Source organism: Arthrobacter sp. Z1-15 (genome assembly GCF_054792395.1).
The window spans coordinates 3,844,586-3,867,032 of the sequence record NZ_CP096454.1 but is presented as its reverse complement, the minus strand read 5'-3'; the positions used below and the strand labels follow the sequence as shown (position 1 = coordinate 3,867,032).

Here is a 22,447-nt window from a genome sequence, read left to right as displayed (position 1 = left end):
TTCTTTCGGAGTTTATCGTGCCTTCTTTCAACCTGCCCGCGTCCCCTTTCCGTGACGCGCCGGCGCTTCCGCAACCCGCCGCACCGGCCCTGCGCCCCGCACTGTCGGACCATCCACCGTCGGACCATCCACCGTCAAACCATCCGCCGTCGTCCGCTCCCGCGGCCCCGGGACTGTCCAAAACCCGGAGGGTGTTTGCCGCCCTCAGCCGCCTGCAGGCTTCGTTCGCCCGTTCCGAGGCGGTCCACCAATCCCGCCTGGACGCGTGCTTGACGGGCCCGGAGTGGCACCTGCTGGCCCGTTACGCCTGTTCCGTCAAGTAGCCCCTGCCTGCAGGGAACAAAACCGGGGGAGTTCGTGCTGTACTGTGCGAACTCCCCTTTTGGCGTGCCGCCGCAGAAGTGATCAGGGCAACCGGGCCCCGAAACCATGGTCTGCCCCGCGGCGTTATAAAGTCTTAAGGGACTAGGACTGCGGCGGGCCAAGAAGGGAGTGCTGTTGCTTCAGGTAAAGCGCGTGGCTATGCTCTCGCTGCATACGTCACCCCTGGAGCAGCCGGGCTCCGGCGACGCCGGCGGAATGAACGTCTACGTCCGCTCAGTGGCAGTTGAACTTGCCCGGGCCGGCGTCGAAGTCGAGATCTTTACCCGCGCCTCGGATTCCCTGCAGAAGCCTGCCGTGGAAGTTGTCCCCGGTGTCACTGTGCGCCATGTTGCCGCGGGACCGCGCCGCCGGATCGCCAAGGAAGCGCTGCCCGGCCTGGCCGCAGAGCTGGCACAGGGGGTTACCGATCTCCATCCCCTTTCCACCGGCCGCCGCTTCGACGTCATCCATTCGCACTACTGGGTGTCGGGGACAGCAGGGCTGGCGGTCGCCCGGGCCTGGAACGTGCCGCTGGTGCACACCATGCACACCATGGCGCGGGTCAAGAACCTCCGGCTCCAGCCCGGCGAAAAACCCGAACCCCGAGTGCGGATTGACGGGGAGCAGGAAATTGTGGACGGCGCCACCCGCCTCATTGCCAATACGAGCACCGAGGCCGGGGAGCTGGAAACACTGTACGGAGCCGATCTCCGCGAGGTGGACGTAGTGGCTCCGGGCGTGGACCTGCAAATTTTCTCCAACCGGAATTCCAAGGCCGCCCGTGCGCGCCTGGGCGTGCCCCGGGAGGTCTTCCACGTGGTCTTCGCCGGGCGCATTCAGCGGATGAAGGGCCCCCAGGTATTGGTGCGCGCAGCGGCGGAACTGCATGCCCGCCGCCCGGACATTCCCCTGAGGATCAGCATTCTCGGGGCCGGCAGCGGGTCCGAGGTGCTGAACCTGCAGCCGCTCATCGATTCCCTGGGGCTGCATGCCCAGGTAGCACTGCATCCGCCCGTAGGCGCCGCAGAGCTGGCCGACTGGTTCCGCGCAGCCGACGTCGTTGCCGTGCCCTCCTTCAGCGAGTCCTTCGGTCTGGTTGCGCTGGAAGCGCAGGCCTGCGGGACACCCGTGCTGGCTGCCAACGTCGGCGGCCTGCCCAAGGCGGTTGGGCACGGACGCACCGGGCTGCTGGTGGACGGGCACGACGGCGGCCGCTGGGCGGCGGAACTGGAGCGGCTGTACGACGACGCCGGTCTGCGGCGGGCCCTGGGCTACGGCGCCGCCGTGCATGCCTCGGCCTTCGGCTGGAAGCGCACGGCCTCGCTTACCGCGCAGAGCTACCTGCAGGCCGCTGAACAGTTCTCGGTGCACTCCGTCCGCTGATAGCTTGGACGGTATCCCGCCGGAGCCGACGGGATACCGGCGAGGGGCCCCGGAAGGATTGCAGAGATGCGCACAGCCGCAGACATGTCCAGCGATTTGGAGATTTCCCGCCGGGCGGTGATGAAACCCGTCACCGAGGTGGCGCGCGCCGCCGGCATTCCCGAAGAGGCCCTGGAACTGTACGGGCGCTACAAGGCCAAGGTTGATCCGCTGCTTGTACCTCCCCGCAGCACCCGGGGCAGGGTGGTGCTGGTTACCGCGATGAGTCCCACTCCTGCCGGTGAAGGCAAGTCCACCGTCACTGTCGGCCTCGGCGATGCGCTGGCCAAAGCGGGAGTCAGCACGGTTATTGCACTGCGGGAGCCCTCCCTGGGACCCGTGCTGGGGCTGAAGGGCGGTGCCACCGGCGGCGGTTACTCCCAGGTGGTGCCGATGGAAGACATCAACCTTCACTTCACCGGGGATTTCCATGCGATCACCACGGCCAACAACGCCCTGACGGCGCTGCTGGACAACTCCATTTACCAGGGCAATGAGCTGGGCATCGACCCGCGCAGGATCATCTTCCGCCGGGTGATGGACATGAACGACCGCTCGCTGCGGAACATCGTGATTGGCCTGGGCGGACCGGCGGAGGGCACCCCGCGCCAGGACGGCTTCGACATCACGGTTGCGTCCGAGATCATGGCCGTGTTCTGCCTCGCCCGCGACCTCCCCGACCTCAAGGAGCGGCTGGCCCGGATTACCGTGGGGTACACCTATGACCGGCAGCCGGTGACGGTGCGGGACCTCGGCGTTCAGGGGGCGCTGGCGCTGCTGCTCAGGGACGCGATCAAGCCGAATCTGGTGCAGACCATCGCCGGCACGCCGGCCCTGATTCACGGCGGTCCGTTCGCCAACATTGCCCACGGCTGCAACTCCGTCATTGCCACCGACCTGGCGCGGAACGTCGCAGACGTGGTGGTCACCGAGGCGGGATTCGGTGCGGATCTGGGAGCCGAAAAGTACATGGACATTGCGGCACGGGCCGCGGATGTGGCGCCCGACGCCGTCGTCCTGGTGGCCACGGTCCGCGCCCTGAAAATGCACGGCGGGGTACCCCGGGACGAGCTGGACAAGGCGAATCCGGAAGCGCTGGAGGCAGGGACGGCCAACCTGCGCCGGCACATCGGGAACATCAGGAAATTCGGCCTGGATCCGGTGGTGGCCGTCAACGTCTTCAGCACTGACACACCGGAGGAAATCCAGTGGCTGCTGGACTGGTGCGCAGCCCAGGGCGTGGCCGCCGCCGCCGCTGACGTCTGGGCGCAGGGCGGAGGAGGATCCGGCGGAGATGCGCTGGCAGCTGCGGTCCGCACCGCACTGGAAAAGCCCTCGGACTTCCGGTACCTGTATTCGCTGGAGCTGCCGGTGGAGGAGAAAATCCGGACCGTGGTCCGGGAAATCTACGGAGCGGACGACGTCGAATTCTCACTTCCGGCGCTGCGCCGGCTTCAGGAGATCAAGGCCGGGGGCTGGGACGGCCTGCCGGTGTGCATGGCCAAGACCCAGTACTCGTTCTCCGACAACGCTTCGCTGCTCGGCGCGCCGACGGGTTTCACCGTGCACGTGCGGGACCTGATCCTCAAAACCGGCGCCGGCTTCGTCGTCGCGCTCACCGGGGCGGTAATGACCATGCCCGGGCTGCCGAAAGTTCCCGCAGCCATGCGCATGGATGTCGCGGCGGACGGCACGCCGCAGGGCCTGTCCTAAGCTGCCGGCGGTCCCCGCTCCACGGAGCCCCGGCCTGCCCCGTTGCCGAGATGGCAGAAAGTGCCCTTCCCGGGTCTGGGAAGCGCACTTTCTGCCGTCTCGCGGGGGAGGGGAGGGGAGGTTAGCGCTCTACCTCGCCGCGGATGAACTGCTCCACCTTTTCCTTGGCAATGTCATCGTTGTACTGCTCCGGCGGAGACTTCATGAAATAGCTTGAAGCCGAGAGGATCGGCCCGCCGACGCCGCGGTCCAGGGCGATCTTGGCGGCGCGGATCGCGTCGATGATCACTCCGGCGGAGTTGGGGGAGTCCCACACTTCGAGCTTGTATTCCAGCGACACCGGAGCGTCGCCGAAGTTGCGTCCCTCGAGGCGGACGAAGGCCCACTTGCGGTCATCCAGCCAGGCCACGTAGTCGGAGGGACCAATGTGGACGTCGTCGGCCTTCAGGTCCGCCGAAGTGTTGGAGGTGACGGCCTGGGTCTTGGAAATCTTCTTGGACTCCAGCCGCTCGCGCTCGAGCATGTTCTTGAAGTCCATGTTCCCGCCGACGTTGAGCTGGTAGGTGCGGTCCAGGATGACGCCGCGGTCCTCGAACAGCTTGGCCATCACCCGGTGGGTGATGGTGGCGCCGATCTGGCTCTTGATGTCGTCGCCGATGATGGGAACTCCGGCGGCCGTGAATTTATCGGCCCATTCCTTGGTGCCGGCAATGAACACCGGCAGGGCGTTGACGAAGCCGACCCCGGCGTCGATGGCGCACTGGGCGTAGAACTTCGCGGCCTGCTCGGAGCCCACGGGCAGGTAGCAGACCATGACATCGACCTTGTTGTCCCGCAGCGCGGCGACAATGTCCACCGGCTCCGCGTCGGACTCAACGATGGTTTCCCGGTAGTACTTGCCCAGTCCGTCCAGGGTGTGGCCGCGCTGTACGGTGACACCCGTTTCCGGGACGTCGGCAATCTTGATGGTGTTGTTCTCGCTGGCTCCGATGGCCTCGGCCAGGTCCAGCCCGACTTTTTTGCCGTCCACGTCGAAGGCCGCCACGAACTGCACGTCATTGACGTGGTAGTCGCCGAACTTCACGTGCATCAGGCCCGGAACGGTCAGGTCCGGGTCGGCGTCGCGGTAGTACTGGACGCCCTGGACCAGCGACGCTGCGCAGTTTCCAACACCGACGATTGCGACCCGAATGGGGTTCTTTGCCACGGTTCTCCTTTGAAGACAAACATTTTTCCGTTGCCGCGCCGGACGCGGCAAGACCGGCCCAGTCTACGGCCTCAACGTGCCGTGTCTGTGTGAACCATCACAGGAACGCCGCGCGGGCGGAGGCAGCCCTCGCGATCGCCGCGTCATACTGGTAAGCATGGAGCCCAAGCCCCGACGGCGGCCACTGCGCATAGTGGTCCCCAGCCGCAACGATCCGCTGCTCAGGAACCTGACCGCAGCCATCGGCGGCCCGCTGGGCCGGCACACGGCCCCGGGGATCGTGACGCCGGGGTTTTTCACCGTGGAGCGGGTACTGATTCTTCTTACGACCGCCGCGGCTTTGCTGGCCCTGGTCGTGAAAAACCCCTGCCGCGTCGGCGGCTGGTCCACGCCGGAGCACTTCTGCCGGGCCTGCTATTCGGACTGGCCGGTGCTGTTTGACACGCGGGGCCTGGCCGACGGGGTGTTTCCCTTCCTGACACCGGGCGCCCCCTTTGAATATCCGGTCCTGCTGGGACTGCTGGCCGGAGCAGTGGCGTTGCTGGTCCCGGGCGGAGGCGCCGCGCCGGAACGGGCGCTGGCCTACTTCGACATTAACGCCGCGCTCGCTGCCCTGGCCTGGATCGCCACCGTGGCGGCGACGCTGCGCATGACCAACCGGCGGCCCTGGGACGCGGCAATGGTGGCGCTGGCCCCGGCGATGATCCTCTCCGTCTATATCAACTGGGACATCTGGGCCGTGCTCCTGGCCACCCTTGGCATGCTCGCCTTTGCCCGCAGCCGTCCCGTCCTGGCCGGAGTCTTCCTGGGACTGGGCACGGCGCTGAAACTGTATCCGGTGCTGATCCTGGGCGCGGTGCTGGTCCTGGCCCTGCGGACGATGCGGCTGCGGCCGGCCGGCCAGGCCTTCGCCGGGGCGGCCGCAGCCTGGCTTGTTGTCAACGTTCCCTTCATGATCACCGACTTCACCGGCTGGAAATACTTCCTCGCCTTCACCGGCGAGCGTCCGGCGGGGTTCTCCTCGGGGTGGTTTGCCTGGAACCTGATTGCCGAACGGACCGGACGCGCCGAGGCGGGACCGGAGTTCATCAATTTCGGGGCGTATTTCCTTTTCGCCGCCGCCTGCGCCGGAATAGCCGTGCTGGCGCTCGCGGCACCCCGCCGGCCCCGGCTGGCACAGCTGGCCTTCCTGATCGTGGCGGCGTTTGTGCTCACCAACAAGGTGTACTCGCCCCAGTTTGTCCTGTGGCTGATTCCGCTGGCGGCCCTCGCCCGGCCGCGATGGACGGACTTTTTGGTCTGGCAGTTCTTCGAGGTGATGCACTGGTGGGCGGTATGGATGTATCTGGGGGCCCTGACCTCAGGGGGAGACCCCCGCAACAACATCGACGCGGCATATTACGTCTGGGCCGTGGCCGGACACATGGCGGCCACCGCCTGGCTGATGGCGCGGGTGGTCTCCGATATCCTGACCCCCGCACGGGATCCGGTCCGCCGGCTCGACGTGGACGATCCCCAGGGCGGACCCTTTGACCACGCACCGGACCGGTTCCGGCTTGGCCGCAGGCACGGGCGGGCTGTTTCCGCTCCGCCCGCGGCGCAGGCGGCGGCCCAGAAAGCAGGAGATTCATGACGGACGTTTCGGTGGTAGGAGCGGGACCCAACGGACTGGCAGCGGCGGTCATCATGGCCCGTGCCGGGTTGTCGGTGCGGGTCTTTGAAGCAGGCCCCACGGCCGGCGGCGGGAGCCGGACCAAGGAACTGCTGGAACCGGGCTACCGGTACGACGTCTGTTCAGCCGTTCATCCCATGGCTCTTGCTTCGCCCTTTTTCCGCGAGTTTGGGTTGGGGGACCGGATCCGGCTCACTGTTCCGGATGTTTCCTATGCCCACCCCCTCGACGGCGGCGAGGCGGGCCTGGCCTACCGGGATTTGGACCGCACCGCGGAGGGCCTGGGTGCTGACGGCCCGGCTTTCCGCCGGCTGATGCTGCCCCTGACGGAGCGCAGCGAAGACATCACGAAGCTGCTGATGTCTCCGCTCGTCCGCGGGTACCGCGAACCGGCGGCGGCGCTGGCCTTCGGACGTGCAGCCCTGGAGCAGGGCACCCGGTTGTGGAACCGGCGGTTCTCCGGTGAGAAAGCCCCGGCTCTCCTGACCGGTGTTGCCGCGCACCCGGTGGGGCGGATGCCTTCGCTGCCTTCGGCCGGCGGCGGGCTGCTGCTGTCGCTGCTGGCGCACACCGTGGGCTGGCCGATTCCCGAGGGAGGCTCGCAGGCGATAGCCGATGCCATGGTCGCGGACCTGCAGGCCCACGGCGGTGAACTGGTGACCGGGCACCGGGTGGCTTCCCTGAAGGAACTGCGCGATTCGAAGACCGTCCTGCTCGACGTTTCCCCGGCCACCCTGCTGGACCTGGCCGGGCCGGAGCTGCCGCGCCCGTATGCCCGGGCCCTGGAGCGCTTCCGCTACGGCAACGCTGCCTGCAAGGTGGACTTCATTCTTTCCGGGCCGGTGCCGTGGGCCAACGGGGAGGTTGGCGGGGCAGGCACGGTCCACCTGGGCGGGACCCGCGCCGAGCTGGCACGGGCCGAAGCCCAGGTGGCCGCAGGGCGTCATCCGGACCGGCCCTACGTGCTCCTCTCCCAGCCCAGCAGCTTTGATTCTTCCCGGGCGCCCGCGGGCCGCCACGTCCTCTGGACTTACTGCCATGTCCCCGCCGGCTCCGACACGGACATGACCGAGGCCGTCACCGCGCAGATCGAACGCTTCGCCCCGGGGTTCCGGGACGCCGTCGTGCGCTCGCAGGTGACGACGGCGGCGGGCCTGGAGCGCTACAACGAAAACTATGTGGGCGGCGACTTCGGCGGCGGCGCCGTGAACCTGCGGCAAATGGCGGCGCGGCCAGTGCCCGCGGTGAACCCCTGGCAGACGCCGCTTCCGGGCGTCTACCTCTGTTCCGCGTCCACCCCGCCCGGACCCGGCGTCCACGGCATGGGCGGCCGGCATGCGGCCGAACTGGCCCTGCGCCGGGATCACGGCATGGAGGTGCCGGACCTGAGCCCGGGCAGCTGACCCGCGGTTAGGGGACGTCACCTCCATGCGTGGGCGCAGGCGAGGGGGCCGGCACCTTGTATGTTTAAGTCCGGCGCACAGCAGCCAACGCTCTGCAGGGGGAATGGACACATGGAAAACCAGGACAAGGGGTTTCCGGGGCACCCGGACACCCTTGCTCCGCCTGCCGAGCGCGGCCGCCAGCACCCGCAGTGGTTGCTGGCGGTGCAGTCGGCGCTGTATGCCTACGGGCTGACGCTGGGCGCCGCGCTGGTGACGATGGCACTGCTGGTCCTGGGATTCTTCCTGGGCGGGACCGGAGCGCTCAACGGCATGAACGATTCCGCCGGCAACATGGGCGCCCGGCTGGACGGTCCGTCAGCGCTGTTGATCTATCCGTTTTTCCTGGCTGCCATGGCTCTGGGCGGAACCCCGGTCCTGACCGTCTCGGCGGCCGGGTACGCGGACCTTCCCGCCCCGCTGGTCAGCCTCTGGGCCGGTGCTCTTCCCCTGCTCCTCACCGCGGTGGCGGCTGCTTCCCTGTGGCAGCTGGGCCGCCGGGCCGAACGAAGGCAGCCCCTGAGCTCGGAATGGCACCGGTGGCTGTATTCCGCCCTGACCGGGCTGAGCCTGGCTGCCGTTTCAGTCCTGTTGAGCCTGCTGGTCTCGCTGCGGGAGGACACCGAAGCCGGGGCTATGTTCCTGACCGCGGCTTCACCGAGCCTCGTGGCAGGTGCGGTGCTGCTCGGCACCTTTGCCGGCTGGGCCGGGCGGAAACACGGGACCGGAACGGTCCCGCGCTGGATCACCCGGACGGAACGGTCCCTGCCCGGAGTCCGGCCGGCGCTGCGGGTGGCCGCCGGCCATTACCTGGTTTATACGGCAGTCACCGGAACGGCACTGGTGGTCACGGCCCTGGTCAAGGGCGGCACAGCCGTGGCTTTCGCATCACCGCTGTGGCTGCCCACCGCGGCGGCGTGGTCCTACGGCCTGGGCCATCTCTCCACCGTGACGGAACAGGGGCTGCCGGCGGCCGCCAACCTTCCCGGGTCCATCGGTGACCTGCCCATGTGGGCCAGCGCGGCAGCGGGCGTCCTGACCCTTCTGCTGGCCGCCGCGGCGTCCGTGGCCTGGTTCCTCGCACGGGACCGGGACCGGGATCGGCTGCCGGACCCGGCGGGCCGGCGCACCTCCTGGCTGACCCTGCCGCTGGTCTTCGGTCTCGCCGGGGCAGCCGTATCCGTTCTCGGCGTCGTGCTGGCCGGCCAGACATCCGCCGGCGGCGGGGGCGGAACCGGCTTCGGCACCGTTGGACCCGCTCCCTGGACCTTCCTGGTGATGGCGGCGTGGGGGCTGCTGATTGAGGCGGGATCCCGCACGATGGCAGGGCACGTGGAACATCTGGTGCCCGCGCGGATAGCGGCGTTCCTGCGTCCTGCCGGCAACTGAGCGCCCCGGCCGGGAGCGGGAGCCTTCGTCCCTTGCGCTCCCGGCTCCGGCATGGGGAACTGGGTTCAGGAGGTTTGTTATGACCGAACACCTGAACAATCACCACCGGGACACGCTGGAAAAGATCCTGCGCCATCCCACGAGCTCAAACATCGAATGGAAGAACGTGGTGTCCCTGCTGGAGGCGGTGGCTGACACCACCCGGGAACACAACGGCAAATACGAAGTCACGCTCGCCGGCCAGACCGATATCCTTGAGCCGCCCCGGGGGAAGGACATCGACGAGCAGACCGTGGTGGACCTGCGGGAGATCCTGACCCGCGCCGGGTACAGCCTCGACACCAAGTAGCGCCCGGCCGGCCCGTGAAGGCCGGCCGGTGAGCTGCCGGCAAACTAGTCGACGGTCAGCTCGCCCATCCGGGACCACTCTTCGCCGTCGATCGTCGTGTTGATGATCTTGGGAGTCTCCACCAGCGCCTGCACCATGTCCTTCATGGCCTGCTGGAAGTGGTCGCTCTGGACGTGGGCGGCAGCGGCGTCGTCCTTGAAGGCTTCGACCAGGACAAATTCGTTGGGGTTCTCCAGGCTGCGCGACCAGTCGAACCACAGGTTGCCCGGCTCGGCACGGGTGGCGGCGGTGAAATCAGCGGTCAGCTCCGGCCAGCGGTCGACCCATTCGGGCTTGACGTTGAACTTGACGGTAATAAAGATCATCTGTGCTCCTGATGGTTGGACCCGTGATTGCGGACCTTCATCGTAGGCAGACGTGCGCGCCCTGTGTCCATGCGGACGGCTGCGGCGCCGCCGGCGGATGGGAGGATGGGAGGGTGGCTCACCTCGACGTATCCAACATTGACTATTTCCTTTCCGACGGCCGGCAGCTGCTCAACGGCGTCAGCTTCAAGGTGGGAGAGGGGCACAAGACTGCCCTGATCGGCCCCAACGGCACCGGAAAGACCACGCTGCTGCGGATTATTGCCGAGGACATCAAGGCCGATGAGGGCACCGTGGCCAAGTCCGGATCCATGGGCATCATGCGGCAGTTCGTAGGCCAGGTCCGCGATGACAGCACGGTGCGGGACCTGCTGGTTTCCGCCGCGCCGCCCGCGCTCGCCGCCGCGGCCAAGGCGGTGGACGACGCCGAGCTGGCCATGATGGAGCACGACGACGAGCCCACCCAGATGCGCTACGCCACGGCCATTGCCGACTGGGGCGACGCCGGCGGGTATGAGCAGGAAACCGTGTGGGACGAGGTCACCATGGCCGCGCTCGGCATGCCCTTTGACCGCGCCCAGTACCGCAAGGCCTCCACCCTCTCCGGCGGCGAGCAGAAGCGCCTGGTTCTGGAGGCCCTCTTCTCGGGCCCCGATGACCTGCTGCTGCTGGATGAGCCGGACAACTATCTGGACGTTCCGGGCAAGCGCTGGCTGGAAGGCAAGCTGGCCGAATCCAAGAAGTCGGTGCTGTTCGTCAGCCACGACCGGGAGCTGCTGGACAACGCCGCCACCCGCATCGTCACCCTGGAGCCGGGCATTAACGGGGCCTCGGCCTGGATCCACGGCGGGGGTTTCAGCAGCTACGTCACGGCCCGCGAGGACCGCAACGCCCGGTTCGAGGAACTGCGCCGGCGCTGGGACGAGGAGCACCTGAAGCTCAAGGAACTCGTCAACATGTACAAGAACAAGGCTGCGTTCCGCTCCGACATGGCCAACCGCTACCAGGCCGCGCAGACCCGGCTGGCGAAGTTCCTCGAGGCCGGTCCGCCCGAGGCGCTGCCGATCGAGCAGAACGTGAAGATGCGGCTGCGCGGCGGGCGGACCGCCAAGCGCGCCGTCGTCGCGCAGAAGCTGGAACTGACAGGCTTGATGAAGCCCTTCAGCACTGAAATCTGGTTCGGCGACCGGGTGGGCGTGCTCGGGTCCAACGGTTCCGGCAAGTCCCACTTCCTGCGGCTGCTGGCCGCGGGCGGTACGGATCCGGAAAAGGAACACGAGCCCGTCTCCGAGGTGGAAAAAGCCCCGGTGCCGCATGAGGGCTCGGTGAAGCTCGGCGCCCGGATCCGCCCGGGGTTCTTCGCGCAAACCATGATGCGTCCGGACCTGCTTGGCAAAACCCTGCTGGACATTCTGCACCGCGGTGATGACCACCGCTCCGGGCTGGGCCGCGAAGCTGCGGCCGGGGCCCTGGACCGCTACGGGCTGGCTGCCTCCTCGGAGCAGAAATACGATTCGCTTTCCGGCGGACAGCAGGCCCGCCTGCAGATCCTGCTGCTGGAGCTCTCCGGCGCCACCCTGCTGCTGCTGGATGAACCAACCGACAACCTGGACCTGCATTCGGCCGAAGCCCTGGAAAAGGCCATCGACGCGTTTGAAGGAACGGTGCTGGCTGTCACCCACGACCGCTGGTTCGCCCGCAGCTTCGACCGGTTCCTGGTGTTCGGCTCCGACGGCAAGGTCTACGAATCCGAGACCCCGGTCTGGGACGAGAAAAGGGTGGTCCGCGCCCGGTAGGCCGCTGCGCATTTCGTCCGGCGCCAGTGTGACCGGGCCAGGTTTCCCTTTGCGGGGCCAATCCCTGCAAACTGGAGGCGTGAAGAGCTCCCTGGACCGTGCCCTGATATCCGTCTTCGTCATCTTCGGCCTCAACGGCCTCATTTTCGCCAGCTGGGCCGCGCGGATTCCCGCGGCAGCCGAATCCCTCGGCATCGGCGCTGCCGGCGTCGGAGTGCTGCTGCTCTTTTCCGCCGTGGGATCAGTGTGCTCCCTTCCGCTGGCCGGGTCCGTGGCGCAGCGGATCGGCACCGACGGCGCCGTGCGCGCCGGCGGACTGATGACGTCGGCCGCGTCACTGATTATTGCGGCATCCCTGTGGTGGCCCAACATTCCCCTGGCAGCCGGCGGACTGCTGCTGTTCGGCGCCGGGATCGGGCTGTGGGACGTGGCCATGAACCTGGAGGGTGCCGAGGTGGAGCGCCACCTCCGCCGTACGGTGATGCCCAAGTTCCATGCCGCCTTCAGCGGCGGGGCTTTTGTGGGCGCGATGGTTGGGGCGGTGCTTTCGGCGGCCGGCATCTCCCTGTCCCTGCATCTGGTGGGCATCCTGGTGATCGCTACGGTGCTGGTCCTGGCCGTGCCGCGGAACTTCCTGCCGGATCCGGTGCCCGTGCACGACGACGGCGGCGGCGCCGCTGCTCCGCCGTCGCGCTTCGCTGCCTGGAAGGAAGGCCGCACGCTGCTGATCGGGGTGGTGGTCCTGGGTGCCGCCCTGACCGAAGGAGCCGCCAACGACTGGGTGGCGAAAGCCACCGTTGACGGTCTCGGCGCGAGCGAAACCGCCGGAGCCGTCATGTTCGGCGTTTTTGTGGCCGCGATGACCGCCACCCGCTGGTTCGGCGCGCGCCTGATCGACCGGCTGGGCCGGGTGCCTGCACTGAGGATCTGCATGAGTGCGTCACTGGCCGGGCTCCTGCTCTTTGTCCTGGCGCCGAACCTGGTGCTCGCCGGCATCGGCGCCGTCCTGTGGGGAATCGGGGCGGCCCTGGGCTTCCCGATGGGCATGTCCGCCGCCGGCGAGGACCCGGCCCGCGCGGCCAGCCGCGTCTCGGTCGTTTCCACGATCGGCTACATGGCCTTCTTCGTGGGCCCGCCGGTGCTGGGTTTCGTCGGCGAGCTGTGGGGCGTCCGCAATGCGCTCCTGCTGGTGGGAGCCGCCATGCTGCTGTCCATCCTGGTGGCCCCCGCTGCCGCCGAGCAGAAAAAGGTTCCGGAGGCCGCTCCGTAGCGCCGGCGGCAACAGCCGGCGGCAATAGCCGGGCCACTCACCCGGGAGCACAACCAGCGGACCGCATGTGTCCGCAATAGGGGTACCGGAGCAGGAGTGCCGGGTCTATCTTCGACCAATGTTCACTTCCCCAACCCCTCCTGCCCGCAGCCGCGGTTCCGGTTCACCGCTGATTGAGGCGCACGGAGTCAGCAAGACCTACAAATCGAAGTCCGGGCCGGTGCACGCACTGGACGGCTTGGACATCGCGGTCCCCGAAGGCACGGTCATGGCCCTGCTGGGCCCCAACGGCGCCGGGAAAACCACCGCCGTCAAGGTCCTCACCACCCTGATCAAGCCCGACGCCGGCGTCCTCACCATTGACGGCATCGACGTGCTGGACAGCCCCAAGGAAGTCCGCCGGATCATCGGCGTTTCCGGCCAGTACGCGGCAGTGGACGAGAACCTGACCGGCACGGAAAACCTGCGGATGGTGGGACGGCTGTACCACCTCCCGGACCGGCAGGCCCGGGAACGTGCCGCCGAGCTCATTGACATGTTCGAGCTGACCGATGCCGGAAACCGGCCGGTCAAGGGCTATTCCGGCGGCATGCGCAGGCGCCTGGACCTGGCCGGAGCGCTGGTGAACAGTCCCCGGGTCCTGTTCCTGGACGAGCCGACCACCGGCCTTGACCCCCGCAGCCGCCTGGCCCTGTGGCAGGTCATCAAGGACCTCGTGGCGGCGGGCACCACGCTGCTGCTGACCACCCAGTATCTGGAGGAAGCCGACCAGCTGGCGGACACCGTTGCCGTTATCGACCGCGGGGCCGTCATTGCCGAAGGCACCTCGGACCAGCTCAAGTCGCTGATCGGCGGCCACAGCGTCGCCGTGGCACTGGTGGATGCCAGCGACGCCGCCGCGGCCAGGGCCGTCCTGGCCCGCCACGGCGCCGGCCAGCCGCACACCGCCGATGACGGCCGGAGCCTGGAGGTAACGGTCCAGAACGGACCGGCGTCGCTGCAGCTTGTCCTCGCGGACCTGCAGTCCCGGGACATTGCGCTGCACGACGCCGGCATCCGCCGTCCCACGCTCGATGATGTCTTCCTGCAGCTCACCGGCCGTCCGGCCGAAGAGGAACCGGCGTCCGGCGCCCCGGAAGGCGCACAGGACAGGGAAGGAGCCCGCCGATGAGCGCCGCAACCACCCGGCTGCCCGCCGTAAGGACCGGCGGCAGGGCAGCCGCAGCAAACTGGGCCGCCGACGGCTGGACCGTGACCTGGCGGAACCTGATCAAGATCAAGCGCTCGCCGGACATGATCATTTTTGCCGTCCTGCAGCCGATCATGTTCGTGCTGCTGTTCAGCCAGGTGTACGGAGGATCGATCTCCGTGGCCGGCACGGACTATACGCAGTACCTGATGGCAGGCATCTTTGCCCAGACCGTGGTGTTCGGTTCCACGTTCTCCGGTGCGGCAATGGCCCAGGACCTGAAGGAGGGGATTGTGGACCGGTTCCGCACCCTGCCCATGAGCCCGTCGGCGGTGCTGATCGGACGGACCAACTCGGACCTGGTGCTCAACGCCATTTCCATGCTCATCATGATGGCCACGGGACTGCTGGTGGGGTGGCGGGTCAACACCTCCTTTGCCTCCTTCCTGGCGGCGGTGGGGCTGCTGCTGCTCTTCTCCTACGCGTTCAGCTGGGTGATGGCGCTGCTTGGCATGACCGTGCGGACTCCGGAAACGATCAACAATGCCTCCTTCATGATCCTGTTTCCCATCACCTTCATCTCCAACGCGTTTGTTCAGAGCTCCACGCTGCCGACGCCGCTGCGGATCTTTGCCGAGTGGAACCCGGTCTCTGCCCTGGTCCAGGCGGCACGGGAGCTGTTCGGCAACCTCGGCAACACTCCTGTTCCGGACACCTGGCCCATGCAGCATGCGGTGGCAACCGTGCTGATCGGATCGGTGGTGATGCTGCTGGTGTTTGTTCCGCTGGCGGTGCGCAAATTCGAGTCGGTGAGTTCCCGCTAGGAACCCCAGGCCCCAAGATGGAGACACCAAGTGTGAGGACACACCATGATTGAGGCACGCGAACTCACCAAACGCTTTGGCGAGAAAACCGCCGTCGACGGCGTTACCTTTTCGGTCCCGCCGGGCAAGGTCACCGGATTCCTTGGACCGAACGGTGCCGGAAAATCAACGACCATGAGGATGATCGTTGGGCTGGACCATCCCACCGGCGGGACGGTGACGGTCAACGGAAAACCGTATGCCGGGCACCGGTCCCCCCTGCACGAGGTGGGTGCCCTGCTGGAGGCGAAGGCAGTCCACCCCAAACGCACTGCCTACAACCATCTGCGGGCACTCGCCGCCACCGAAGGCATTTCCTCCGCCCGCGTCAACGAAGTCATCGAACTCACGGGCCTTGGATCGGCGGCGCGGAAAAGGGTCGGCGGGTATTCGCTGGGCATGGGGCAGCGGCTGGGCATCGCCGTCGCACTGCTGGGGGACCCGCACACCCTGATCCTGGATGAGCCCGTCAACGGACTGGATCCGGAAGGCGTGAAATGGGTACGCTTCCTGGTCCGGGGACTGGCAGCTGAAGGCCGTACCGTCTTCATCTCCTCCCATCTGATGAGCGAGATGGCGGTGACCGCCGATCACCTGATCGTAATCGGCCGCGGCCGGGTTCTGGCCGATGCCCCCATCGGGGAAGTGCTGGCCGGGAGCCAGCAGGAGCGTGTCCTGGTGCGCACCGACGACGCCGCCGGCTTGGCTGCCGCCGTCGGCTCGCCCGGAGTGGAAGTGCGCCGACCGGCGGCGGATCAGCTGGAGATTCTGGGCCTGACGTCCAGGAGCATTGCGGAAACAGCAAGTTCCCTTGGAATCCTCCTGACGGAACTCACCCCGCAGCAGGTCTCCTTGGAGGACGCCTACATGGAGTTGACCGGCGGAGAGGTCGAGTACCAGTCACGCCACATCAACCCATCATCCGATTCCCTCCCGGCCGAGGAAGGACAACAGGCATGAGTGCAGCAGCAGCCCCCGCCGCGCAGGAGCCCCGCACTTCCGGATCCCGTCGGATCACCTTTCCGCGCGTGCTGCGCTCCGAATTGATCAAGACCGCCACCGTGCCCTCCACCGTCATCCTGCTGGCAGTGAGCTTCGCGGTGATGGTTGGGCTGGGCGCCCTGGTTGCCTGGGGAACGGTACAGCTGGTGAATGACCCGGCGGCTGGCCCGCCCGGAGGTTTCGGCACATCAGCGCAGAGCCTGGCCTATGACATCCCGGCATCCGGGCTGCCCTTCGGCCAGCTGCTGATCGCCGCGCTGGCGGTGGTGCTGATTGGATCCGAGTACACCACCGGCATGATCCGCTCCACCATGGTGGCCGTACCCACCCGCACGCCGGCGCTGCTGGCCAAGACCCTGGTGATTGCGGTCATTTCCTTCATCCTGGGCGTCCTGGCAGCCTTCGTCACTTATCTGGTGGCGCAGCCGATACTGTCCGGGTCCGATCTTGATTTCGGGCTGGATGCGGAGGGGGTGCTGCCCTCCATCATCAATACCGGCACGGTGCTGGCACTGATCGCGGTCATGGGCGTGGCCATCGGTGCCCTGCTGCGCAGCACGGCCGGGGGAGTGGTGACCCTGGTTGGAGCGCTTTTTGTGCTGCCGATTATTACCGGGCTGCTTTCAGGCCTGGCGGATTGGGTGGTGGACGCCGAACGCTTCCTGCCCAGCAGCGCCTCTTCCGCACTGGTGGCCACCCGAGTAGCCCCGGAGGCATTCAACCAGGCCGAAGGCGGTCTCATTCTTGCCGGCTGGGCCGTGGTGCTGCTGGCAGGCGCCGTCGTCGTTCTCAAGAAGCGGGACATCTGACCGTGGCGGCGCACGCCTGAACAGAGTCAGGGTCATCCCTGAGTCATCCTGGGGGAGGACCCGGAAAAGTACCGAACTCATCCTCTGGGACGGTGTCTGCGATCGTGCTCTCCCCTAGGGTGGAGGAAGCCCCCCAGGTTTCACGTCCGCCCAAATGTAAGGATCACCATGATCGAGGCACACGGCCTCTCGAAACGCTACGGCGCCAAAATTGCCGTTGACGACGTTTCCTTTACTGTCCAGCCGGGCAAGGTCACCGGCTTTCTTGGCCCAAACGGCGCCGGAAAATCAACCACCATGCGCATGATCGTGGGCCTGGACCGGCCCACAGGCGGTGCCGTCACTGTCAACGGAAAACCCTACAAACAGCACAAGGCACCCCTGCATGAAGTCGGTGCACTGCTCGATGCAAAGGCCGTGCACACCAAGCGCTCTGCGTACAACCACCTGCGCGCGCTGGCCGCCACCCACGGCATCTCCAACAAGCGGGTCAACGAGGTCATCGAACTGACCGGGCTGGGTCCCGTGGCGAAGCGGCGGGTCGGCGGCTTCTCCCTGGGCATGGGGCAGCGGCTGGGTATCGCCGTCGCACTTCTGGGGGACCCTCAGACGCTGATCTTCGACGAACCGGTCAACGGACTGGATCCGGAGGGAGTCCTCTGGGTCCGCAACCTGGCCAAGGGCCTGGCATCGGAGGGACGCACCGTTTTCCTCTCCTCGCACCTGATGAGCGAAATGGCCGTCACTGCGGACCACCTGATCGTGATTGGGCGGGGCCGGATCATTGCAGACGCACCGATCAGCGAGATTATTGCCGGACAGGACAAGATCCGCACGCTTGTGCGCACGGACCAGCCGGAGGAACTGCGCCGGGCACTCGAAAACCGGGAAACCTCGTTTACACAGCTGGAACCGGACCTACTGGAAATCACCGGCCGGGAACCACGCAGCATTGCCGAGGCCGCCCTGGCCCGGCAGATCCTGATCTATGAACTGACTCCCCGCCAGTCCTCGCTTGAAGAGGCGTACATGGAGCTGACCCGGGACCAGGTCGAATACCAGTCACAGGCCATCGAACAGCCCCAGGCACCGGCCCCCGCAGCCGAAGCCACCTTGACCAGCGGCGGAGGAAAGTCAGCATGAGCATCCAGACAGCACCAACACCGGCTCCCACCCGGAGCCGGGACGGTTCGGGCCTGAGCTTCGGACGAATTCTGCGTTCGGAATGGATCAAGGTCACCACCGTTCCCTCTACCGTGATCCTCCTGGCCATCACCCTCATTGTCATGGTGGGGCTCAGCGCCCTCTATGCCTGGCAGATAGCAGTGTCGGTCGACTTCATGGCGGATGCTTCCCCGGAGATGCAGGCCCAGATGGGCGGCGGCATGGAGATGCTTCGTGAACAGGCGCTGATGGCACCTGCCAGCGGGTACATCTTCGGCCAGCTGCTCATCGCCTCGCTGGCGGTTGTCCTGATCGCCTCGGAGTGGGGCACCGGCATGATCCGGTCCACCATGGTTGCCGTGCCCACCCGGATCCCTGCCCTGCTGGCCAAGAACCTGGTCATTGCCCTGATCGCGTTTATCCTCGGTGCCGGCGCGGCGTTCATCTCCTACTTCATTGCCCAGCCAATCCTTGGTGCCGAAGATCTGGACTTTGCACTGACTAACGAGGGCGTACTGCGCTCCATCCTGAACACCGGAACCTATCTGGCGTTCATTGCCGTGATCTCCATGGCCATCGGCACGCTCCTGCGCAACACCGCCGGCGGCGTCGTGACGGCCATCGGACTGTTCTTCGTCTTTCCCGTCATCATCGTGAACCTCATTCAGGGGCTCGCTGACTGGATTCCTGATGCCGCCCGCTTCCTGCCCACCAACGCCGGGGATCGAATGCTGATGTTCCCGGCCGAGACCGCCGGGCAGCTCAATCCGCTGGAGGGCGGCCTGGTCATGGCTGCCTGGGCCGTGGCGCTGCTCATCATCTCCCTGCTCGTGGCCAAACGCCGCGACGTCTAGGGACTCCATTCTTCGGTGAAGGAGGCGGCGGAAGAACGGCCGCAGCCTCCTTTGCCGGACACCCGTTACGGGGCGGAAACTCCTCCACAGCGGGGAGTTTCCGCGTTTAACACTCCGGTTGTCCCGGGTTCCGGGCAGCTATTACGTGCGCGGAGCCGGCTCTGGTTGAATCGGAGTATGTCTGATGCAACGGATCACATCCACGACCTCGGTGCTTTCGTCAGCGCCTCTCCCTCCAGCTTCCACGCGGCCCGCGAGGGCGCGCGCCGTCTCGCTGCCGCCGGGTTTACAGAACTCGACGAAAGCCTGGACTGGCCGGCGGAGCCCGGAAAATACCATGTGGTGCGGGACGGCGCCCTGATCGCGTGGATTGTTCCGCAGGGGGCCGGCCCCGGAACCGGGTTCTCGATTCTGGGCACGCACACCGACTCGCCGTCCTTCAAACTCAAGCCGCGGCCCACCACCGGCCGGCTGGGATGGCTCCAGGCTGGCGTCGAAGTTTACGGCGGACCCCTGCTCAACTCCTGGCTTGACCGTGAACTGCAGCTCGCCGGTCGCCTGGTCACCATGGACGGCGAGGAGCACCTGGTGGAAACCGGTCCGCTGCTGCGCTTTCCGCAGCTGGCCATCCACCTGGACCGGGCGGTCAACGAGGGCCTGAAACTCGACAAGCAGCAGCACATGAACCCGGTCTGGGGGCTCGGTGACCCCTCCACCGCTGACCTGCTGGAGCTGCTGGCTGCACGCGCCGGCCTGTCGGCCGACCAGGTGGGCGGATATGACATCGTGGCGGCGGATACGCAGGAACCCCGGACCTTCGGCGCCGACAATGAATTCTTCGCCTCCGGCAGGCTCGACAACCTCTCCTCGGTGCATGCCGGACTGGCGGCATTGATTGCGGCGGCCGAAACGAAGACGGACGGCTCCATCGCGGTGCTGGCAGCCTTCGACCATGAGGAGGTTGGCAGCGGCAGCCGCTCCGGAGCGGCCGGACCGTTCCTGGAGGATGTACTGAACCGGATTTCCGGCGGCCTGGGCGGATCCGCCCTGGACCGGCAGCGGGCGTTCGCAGGCTCGTTCTGCATTTCCGCCGACGCCGGGCACGCCGTGCATCCGAACTACGCCGAGCGCCACGACCCGGCGAACCACCCCGTCCTCAACGGCGGACCGCTGCTGAAGATCAACGCCAACCAGCGCTACACCACCGACGCACCCGGTGCCGCACGCTGGGCCGGGCTGTGCCGGCAGGCCAACATTCCGTACCAGCAGTTTGTCTCGCACAACTCGATGCCGTGCGGCTCCACGATCGGACCCCTGACCGCCACCCGGCTGGGCATCCGCACCGTCGACGTCGGCATTCCCCTGCTGTCCATGCATTCAGCCCGCGAAATGGCTGGGGTGCAGGATCCCTACCATCTGGCGAAGGTGAGCGAAGTGTTTTTCACCGGGTGACCCGGGCGGGCGGGCACGAGAAGAGGACCGGGACGGGCCGGCCACTGCGGGCTGCGTCCCGGTTTCGGGTTCCACCCTGTCCGGAGCACCTTCCAGCGTCCGGTAGACTAGCTAAGTCTGTGCTGTCGGCAATGTCGACGGCTTTCCCGCTGCCTGGTCACCCAGATCCCGCGGGACGACAACGCAAAAGAACCTCCTGTTACGGAAATGCCGTGACCGTATAGCCCAAAGGAGGTGGGTTCACAAATGCGTGCTTATGAACTGATGGTTATCATCGACCCCGAGGTAGAAGAGCGTACAGTCGAGCCTTCGCTCGATAAGTTCCTCAATGTTGTCCGCAACGATGGTGGAACCATCGACAAGGTCGACATCTGGGGCCGTCGCCGCCTCGCCTACGAAATCCAGAAGAAGGCTGAAGGCATCTACGCAGTGGTTAACTTCACCGCGACGCCTGCAGCTGCCGCTGAGCTTGACCGCCAGCTGAGCCTGAACGAGACCATCATGCGCACCAAGATCATCCGCCCGGAAGAGCAGAAGATCTCGAAGAAGGATGCCAAGAAGGCCGCTAAGGCTGAAGCTGCAAAGGTTTCCGCAGAGTAATTTCTGCAAACCAAACCGATATCAGGAGGCAACATGGCAGGCGAGACAACTATTACCGTCGTCGGCAACCTAACGAATGATCCGGAACTCCGGTTCACGCCGTCAGGTTCGGCAGTGGCCAATTTCACCATTGCCTCGACTCCGCGGACCTTCGACCGCACGTCAAATGACTGGAAAGACGGCGAAACGCTGTTCCTCCGGGCATCTGTCTGGCGCGAAGCCGCTGAGAACGTGGCCGAATCCCTGACCAAGGGGACGCGTGTTGTTTGCCAGGGCCGCCTGAAGTCGCGTTCGTATGAAACCAAAGAGGGCGAAAAGCGCACCGTCATGGAGCTTGAGGTCGACGAGATCGGCCCCTCGCTTCGGTACGCTTCCGCGAAGGTCACCCGCACCCAGCGCTCCGGCGGTGGCGGCGGCGGCTTTGGCGGCAACAGCGGAAACTCCGGAAACAGCGGCTTCGGCGGCAATTCCAACCCTGCATGGGGCGGAGGCCAGCAGCAGCCTCAGGCTGCACCGGCCAATGACCCCTGGGGTGCTCCCGCAGGCGGCGGAAACGCCGGCGGCTGGGGCAACGGACCGGATTCCAACGATCCGCCCTTCTAAATCTCGACCGGAGAGCGGCGCCTCCCCTGCGGGGAACGTGCTTCTCTCCACCCCTGCGCCTTCGGGCGCAACCTCAGACGGCATTCGCCGTCGAGCCCATCCCGTGGAATGATCCACGGGCTCCACTAGACATAAGGAGCTCCACGATGGCTAAGGCTGAACTTCGCAAGCCCAAACCAAAGTCCAATCCCTTGAAGGCCGCTGACATCACTGTCATCGACTACAAGGACGTAGCATTGCTGCGCAAGTTCATTTCCGACCGCGGAAAGATCCGCGCCCGTCGCGTAACTGGCGTAACCGTGCAGGAACAGCGCAAAATTGCACAGGCAATCAAGAATGCCCGTGAAGTTGCTCTCCTGCCGTACTCCGGCGCTGGCCGCGGCTAAGGAAAGGAACCCTAACTCATGGCAAAGCTCATTCTGACCCACGAAGTAACCGGTCTCGGCGCTGCCGGCGACGTCATCGAGGTAAAGGACGGTTACGCACGTAACTTCCTTCTGCCCCGCGGCTTCGCACTGACCTGGACCAAGGGTGGCGAGAAGCAGGTTGAGTCCATCAAGGCTGCCCGCGCCGCCCGCGAGCACGCTTCCCTGGAAGATGCTCAGAAGCAGGCAGCTGCACTCTCCGCCAAGCCGGTCACGCTGACCGTCAAGGCCGGCGAGTCCGGACGCCTCTTCGGAACCGTCAAGGCCGCCGATGTTGCTGCTGCCGTCGAAGCTGCCGGTCTCGGCACCATCGACAAGCGCAAGGTTGAACTGCCGACGCACATCAAGTCGGTTGGTTCCTTCCAGGCCAACGTTCGTCTGCACGACGACGTAGCTGCTGTCATCGACCTCAACGTCGTAGCCAGCTAGTACGGACACCTGCACGCCTCCCGGCGTGTAAGAAGCGCCCTTCGCCGTTATAGGCGGAGGGCGCTTTTG

21 protein-coding genes are annotated in these 22,447 nt (G+C 66.4%); 19 read left to right on the top strand and 2 right to left on the bottom strand.

What is annotated here, in order from left to right; all coding sequences use genetic code 11:
• Positions 1-498: 498 nt before the first annotated feature.
• Together mshA and M1D40_RS17995 are read left to right on the top strand one after the other, a co-directional pair.
• The gene (gene mshA, locus M1D40_RS18000) at positions 499-1,746 is read left to right on the top strand and encodes a D-inositol-3-phosphate glycosyltransferase (protein WP_461169738.1); all 1,248 of its coding nucleotides are present in this window, start codon (positions 499-501) and stop codon (positions 1,744-1,746) included.
• Between the two features lie 66 nt (positions 1,747-1,812).
• A complete protein-coding gene (locus M1D40_RS17995) occupies positions 1,813-3,498 on the top strand; it encodes a formate--tetrahydrofolate ligase (RefSeq protein ID WP_341394524.1) in 1,686 nt (561 codons plus the stop codon).
• Between the two features lie 121 nt (positions 3,499-3,619).
• Here the strand turns inward: M1D40_RS17995 and M1D40_RS17990 are convergent, their stop codons facing one another.
• Positions 3,620-4,705, bottom strand: coding sequence for an inositol-3-phosphate synthase (locus M1D40_RS17990; RefSeq protein WP_461169737.1), 1,086 nt, complete (start codon positions 4,703-4,705; stop codon positions 3,620-3,622).
• Between the two features lie 157 nt (positions 4,706-4,862).
• Between M1D40_RS17990 and M1D40_RS17985 the strand changes: the two genes are divergently transcribed.
• From M1D40_RS17985 to M1D40_RS17970, 4 genes are all read left to right on the top strand, one after another.
• On the top strand, positions 4,863-6,338 hold the full coding sequence (locus M1D40_RS17985) for a glycosyltransferase family 87 protein (protein WP_461169736.1): 1,476 nt from the start codon (positions 4,863-4,865) through the stop codon (positions 6,336-6,338).
• Positions 6,335-7,780 carry a phytoene desaturase family protein gene (locus tag M1D40_RS17980; RefSeq protein WP_461169735.1) on the top strand — a complete coding sequence of 482 codons (1,446 nt, stop codon included), beginning with the start codon at positions 6,335-6,337 and terminating at the stop codon, positions 7,778-7,780. Before M1D40_RS17985 ends, M1D40_RS17980 begins: the two co-directional genes overlap by 4 nt.
• Positions 7,781-7,891: 111 nt before the next feature.
• Positions 7,892-9,208 (top strand): hypothetical protein, encoded by a 1,317-nt coding sequence (locus M1D40_RS17975; protein ID WP_461169734.1) that lies wholly within the window; start codon positions 7,892-7,894, stop codon positions 9,206-9,208.
• 79 nt (positions 9,209-9,287) lie between these two features.
• Entirely contained in the window at positions 9,288-9,557 is a 270-nt protein-coding gene (locus M1D40_RS17970; protein ID WP_341394519.1) for a hypothetical protein, read from the top strand.
• Between the two features lie 44 nt (positions 9,558-9,601).
• Here the strand turns inward: M1D40_RS17970 and M1D40_RS17965 are convergent, their stop codons facing one another.
• On the bottom strand, positions 9,602-9,922 hold the full coding sequence (locus M1D40_RS17965; protein ID WP_341394518.1) for a putative quinol monooxygenase: 321 nt from the start codon (positions 9,920-9,922) through the stop codon (positions 9,602-9,604).
• A gap of 113 nt (positions 9,923-10,035) precedes the next feature.
• On the opposite strand from M1D40_RS17965, the gene M1D40_RS17960 reads away from it, so the two are divergent.
• From M1D40_RS17960 to rplI, 13 genes are all read left to right on the top strand, one after another.
• Positions 10,036-11,718, top strand: a complete 1,683-nt coding sequence (locus tag M1D40_RS17960) for an ATP-binding cassette domain-containing protein (RefSeq protein ID WP_461169733.1) — start codon at positions 10,036-10,038, stop codon at positions 11,716-11,718.
• A gap of 79 nt (positions 11,719-11,797) precedes the next feature.
• Complete coding sequence (locus M1D40_RS17955) at positions 11,798-12,988, top strand: MFS transporter (RefSeq protein ID WP_341394516.1); 1,191 nt, start codon at positions 11,798-11,800, stop codon at positions 12,986-12,988.
• Between the two features lie 118 nt (positions 12,989-13,106).
• Complete coding sequence (locus M1D40_RS17950; protein ID WP_461169732.1) at positions 13,107-14,159, top strand: ATP-binding cassette domain-containing protein; 1,053 nt, start codon at positions 13,107-13,109, stop codon at positions 14,157-14,159.
• Positions 14,156-15,001, top strand: coding sequence for an ABC transporter permease (locus tag M1D40_RS17945; RefSeq protein WP_341394514.1), 846 nt, complete (start codon positions 14,156-14,158; stop codon positions 14,999-15,001). The genes M1D40_RS17950 and M1D40_RS17945 overlap by 4 nt, the downstream gene beginning before the upstream one ends.
• A gap of 45 nt (positions 15,002-15,046) precedes the next feature.
• Entirely contained in the window at positions 15,047-16,000 is a 954-nt protein-coding gene (locus M1D40_RS17940; RefSeq protein WP_341394513.1) for an ABC transporter ATP-binding protein, read from the top strand.
• Positions 15,997-16,851: an ABC transporter permease gene (locus M1D40_RS17935; protein ID WP_461169731.1), complete on the top strand. Its 855-nt coding sequence runs from the start codon at positions 15,997-15,999 to the stop codon at positions 16,849-16,851. Before M1D40_RS17940 ends, M1D40_RS17935 begins: the two co-directional genes overlap by 4 nt.
• A 168-nt stretch (positions 16,852-17,019) precedes the next feature.
• The gene (locus tag M1D40_RS17930) at positions 17,020-17,994 is read left to right on the top strand and encodes an ABC transporter ATP-binding protein (RefSeq protein WP_152220929.1); all 975 of its coding nucleotides are present in this window, start codon (positions 17,020-17,022) and stop codon (positions 17,992-17,994) included.
• Positions 17,991-18,869, top strand: coding sequence for an ABC transporter permease (locus M1D40_RS17925; protein WP_461169730.1), 879 nt, complete (start codon positions 17,991-17,993; stop codon positions 18,867-18,869). Before M1D40_RS17930 ends, M1D40_RS17925 begins: the two co-directional genes overlap by 4 nt.
• Positions 18,870-19,046: 177 nt before the next feature.
• Positions 19,047-20,321: a M18 family aminopeptidase gene (locus tag M1D40_RS17920; RefSeq protein WP_461169729.1), complete on the top strand. Its 1,275-nt coding sequence runs from the start codon at positions 19,047-19,049 to the stop codon at positions 20,319-20,321.
• A gap of 246 nt (positions 20,322-20,567) precedes the next feature.
• On the top strand, positions 20,568-20,921 hold the full coding sequence (gene rpsF, locus M1D40_RS17915) for a 30S ribosomal protein S6 (RefSeq protein WP_152220935.1): 354 nt from the start codon (positions 20,568-20,570) through the stop codon (positions 20,919-20,921).
• Positions 20,922-20,954: 33 nt separating this feature from the next.
• Positions 20,955-21,524, top strand: coding sequence for a single-stranded DNA-binding protein (locus M1D40_RS17910; RefSeq protein WP_461169728.1), 570 nt, complete (start codon positions 20,955-20,957; stop codon positions 21,522-21,524).
• A 146-nt stretch (positions 21,525-21,670) separates the two neighbouring features.
• On the top strand, positions 21,671-21,910 hold the full coding sequence (gene rpsR, locus M1D40_RS17905; protein WP_003800144.1) for a 30S ribosomal protein S18: 240 nt from the start codon (positions 21,671-21,673) through the stop codon (positions 21,908-21,910).
• An 18-nt stretch (positions 21,911-21,928) separates the two neighbouring features.
• Positions 21,929-22,378 carry a 50S ribosomal protein L9 gene (rplI, locus tag M1D40_RS17900; protein WP_227890903.1) on the top strand — a complete coding sequence of 150 codons (450 nt, stop codon included), beginning with the start codon at positions 21,929-21,931 and terminating at the stop codon, positions 22,376-22,378.
• The last annotated feature ends 69 nt before the right edge of the window (positions 22,379-22,447 follow it).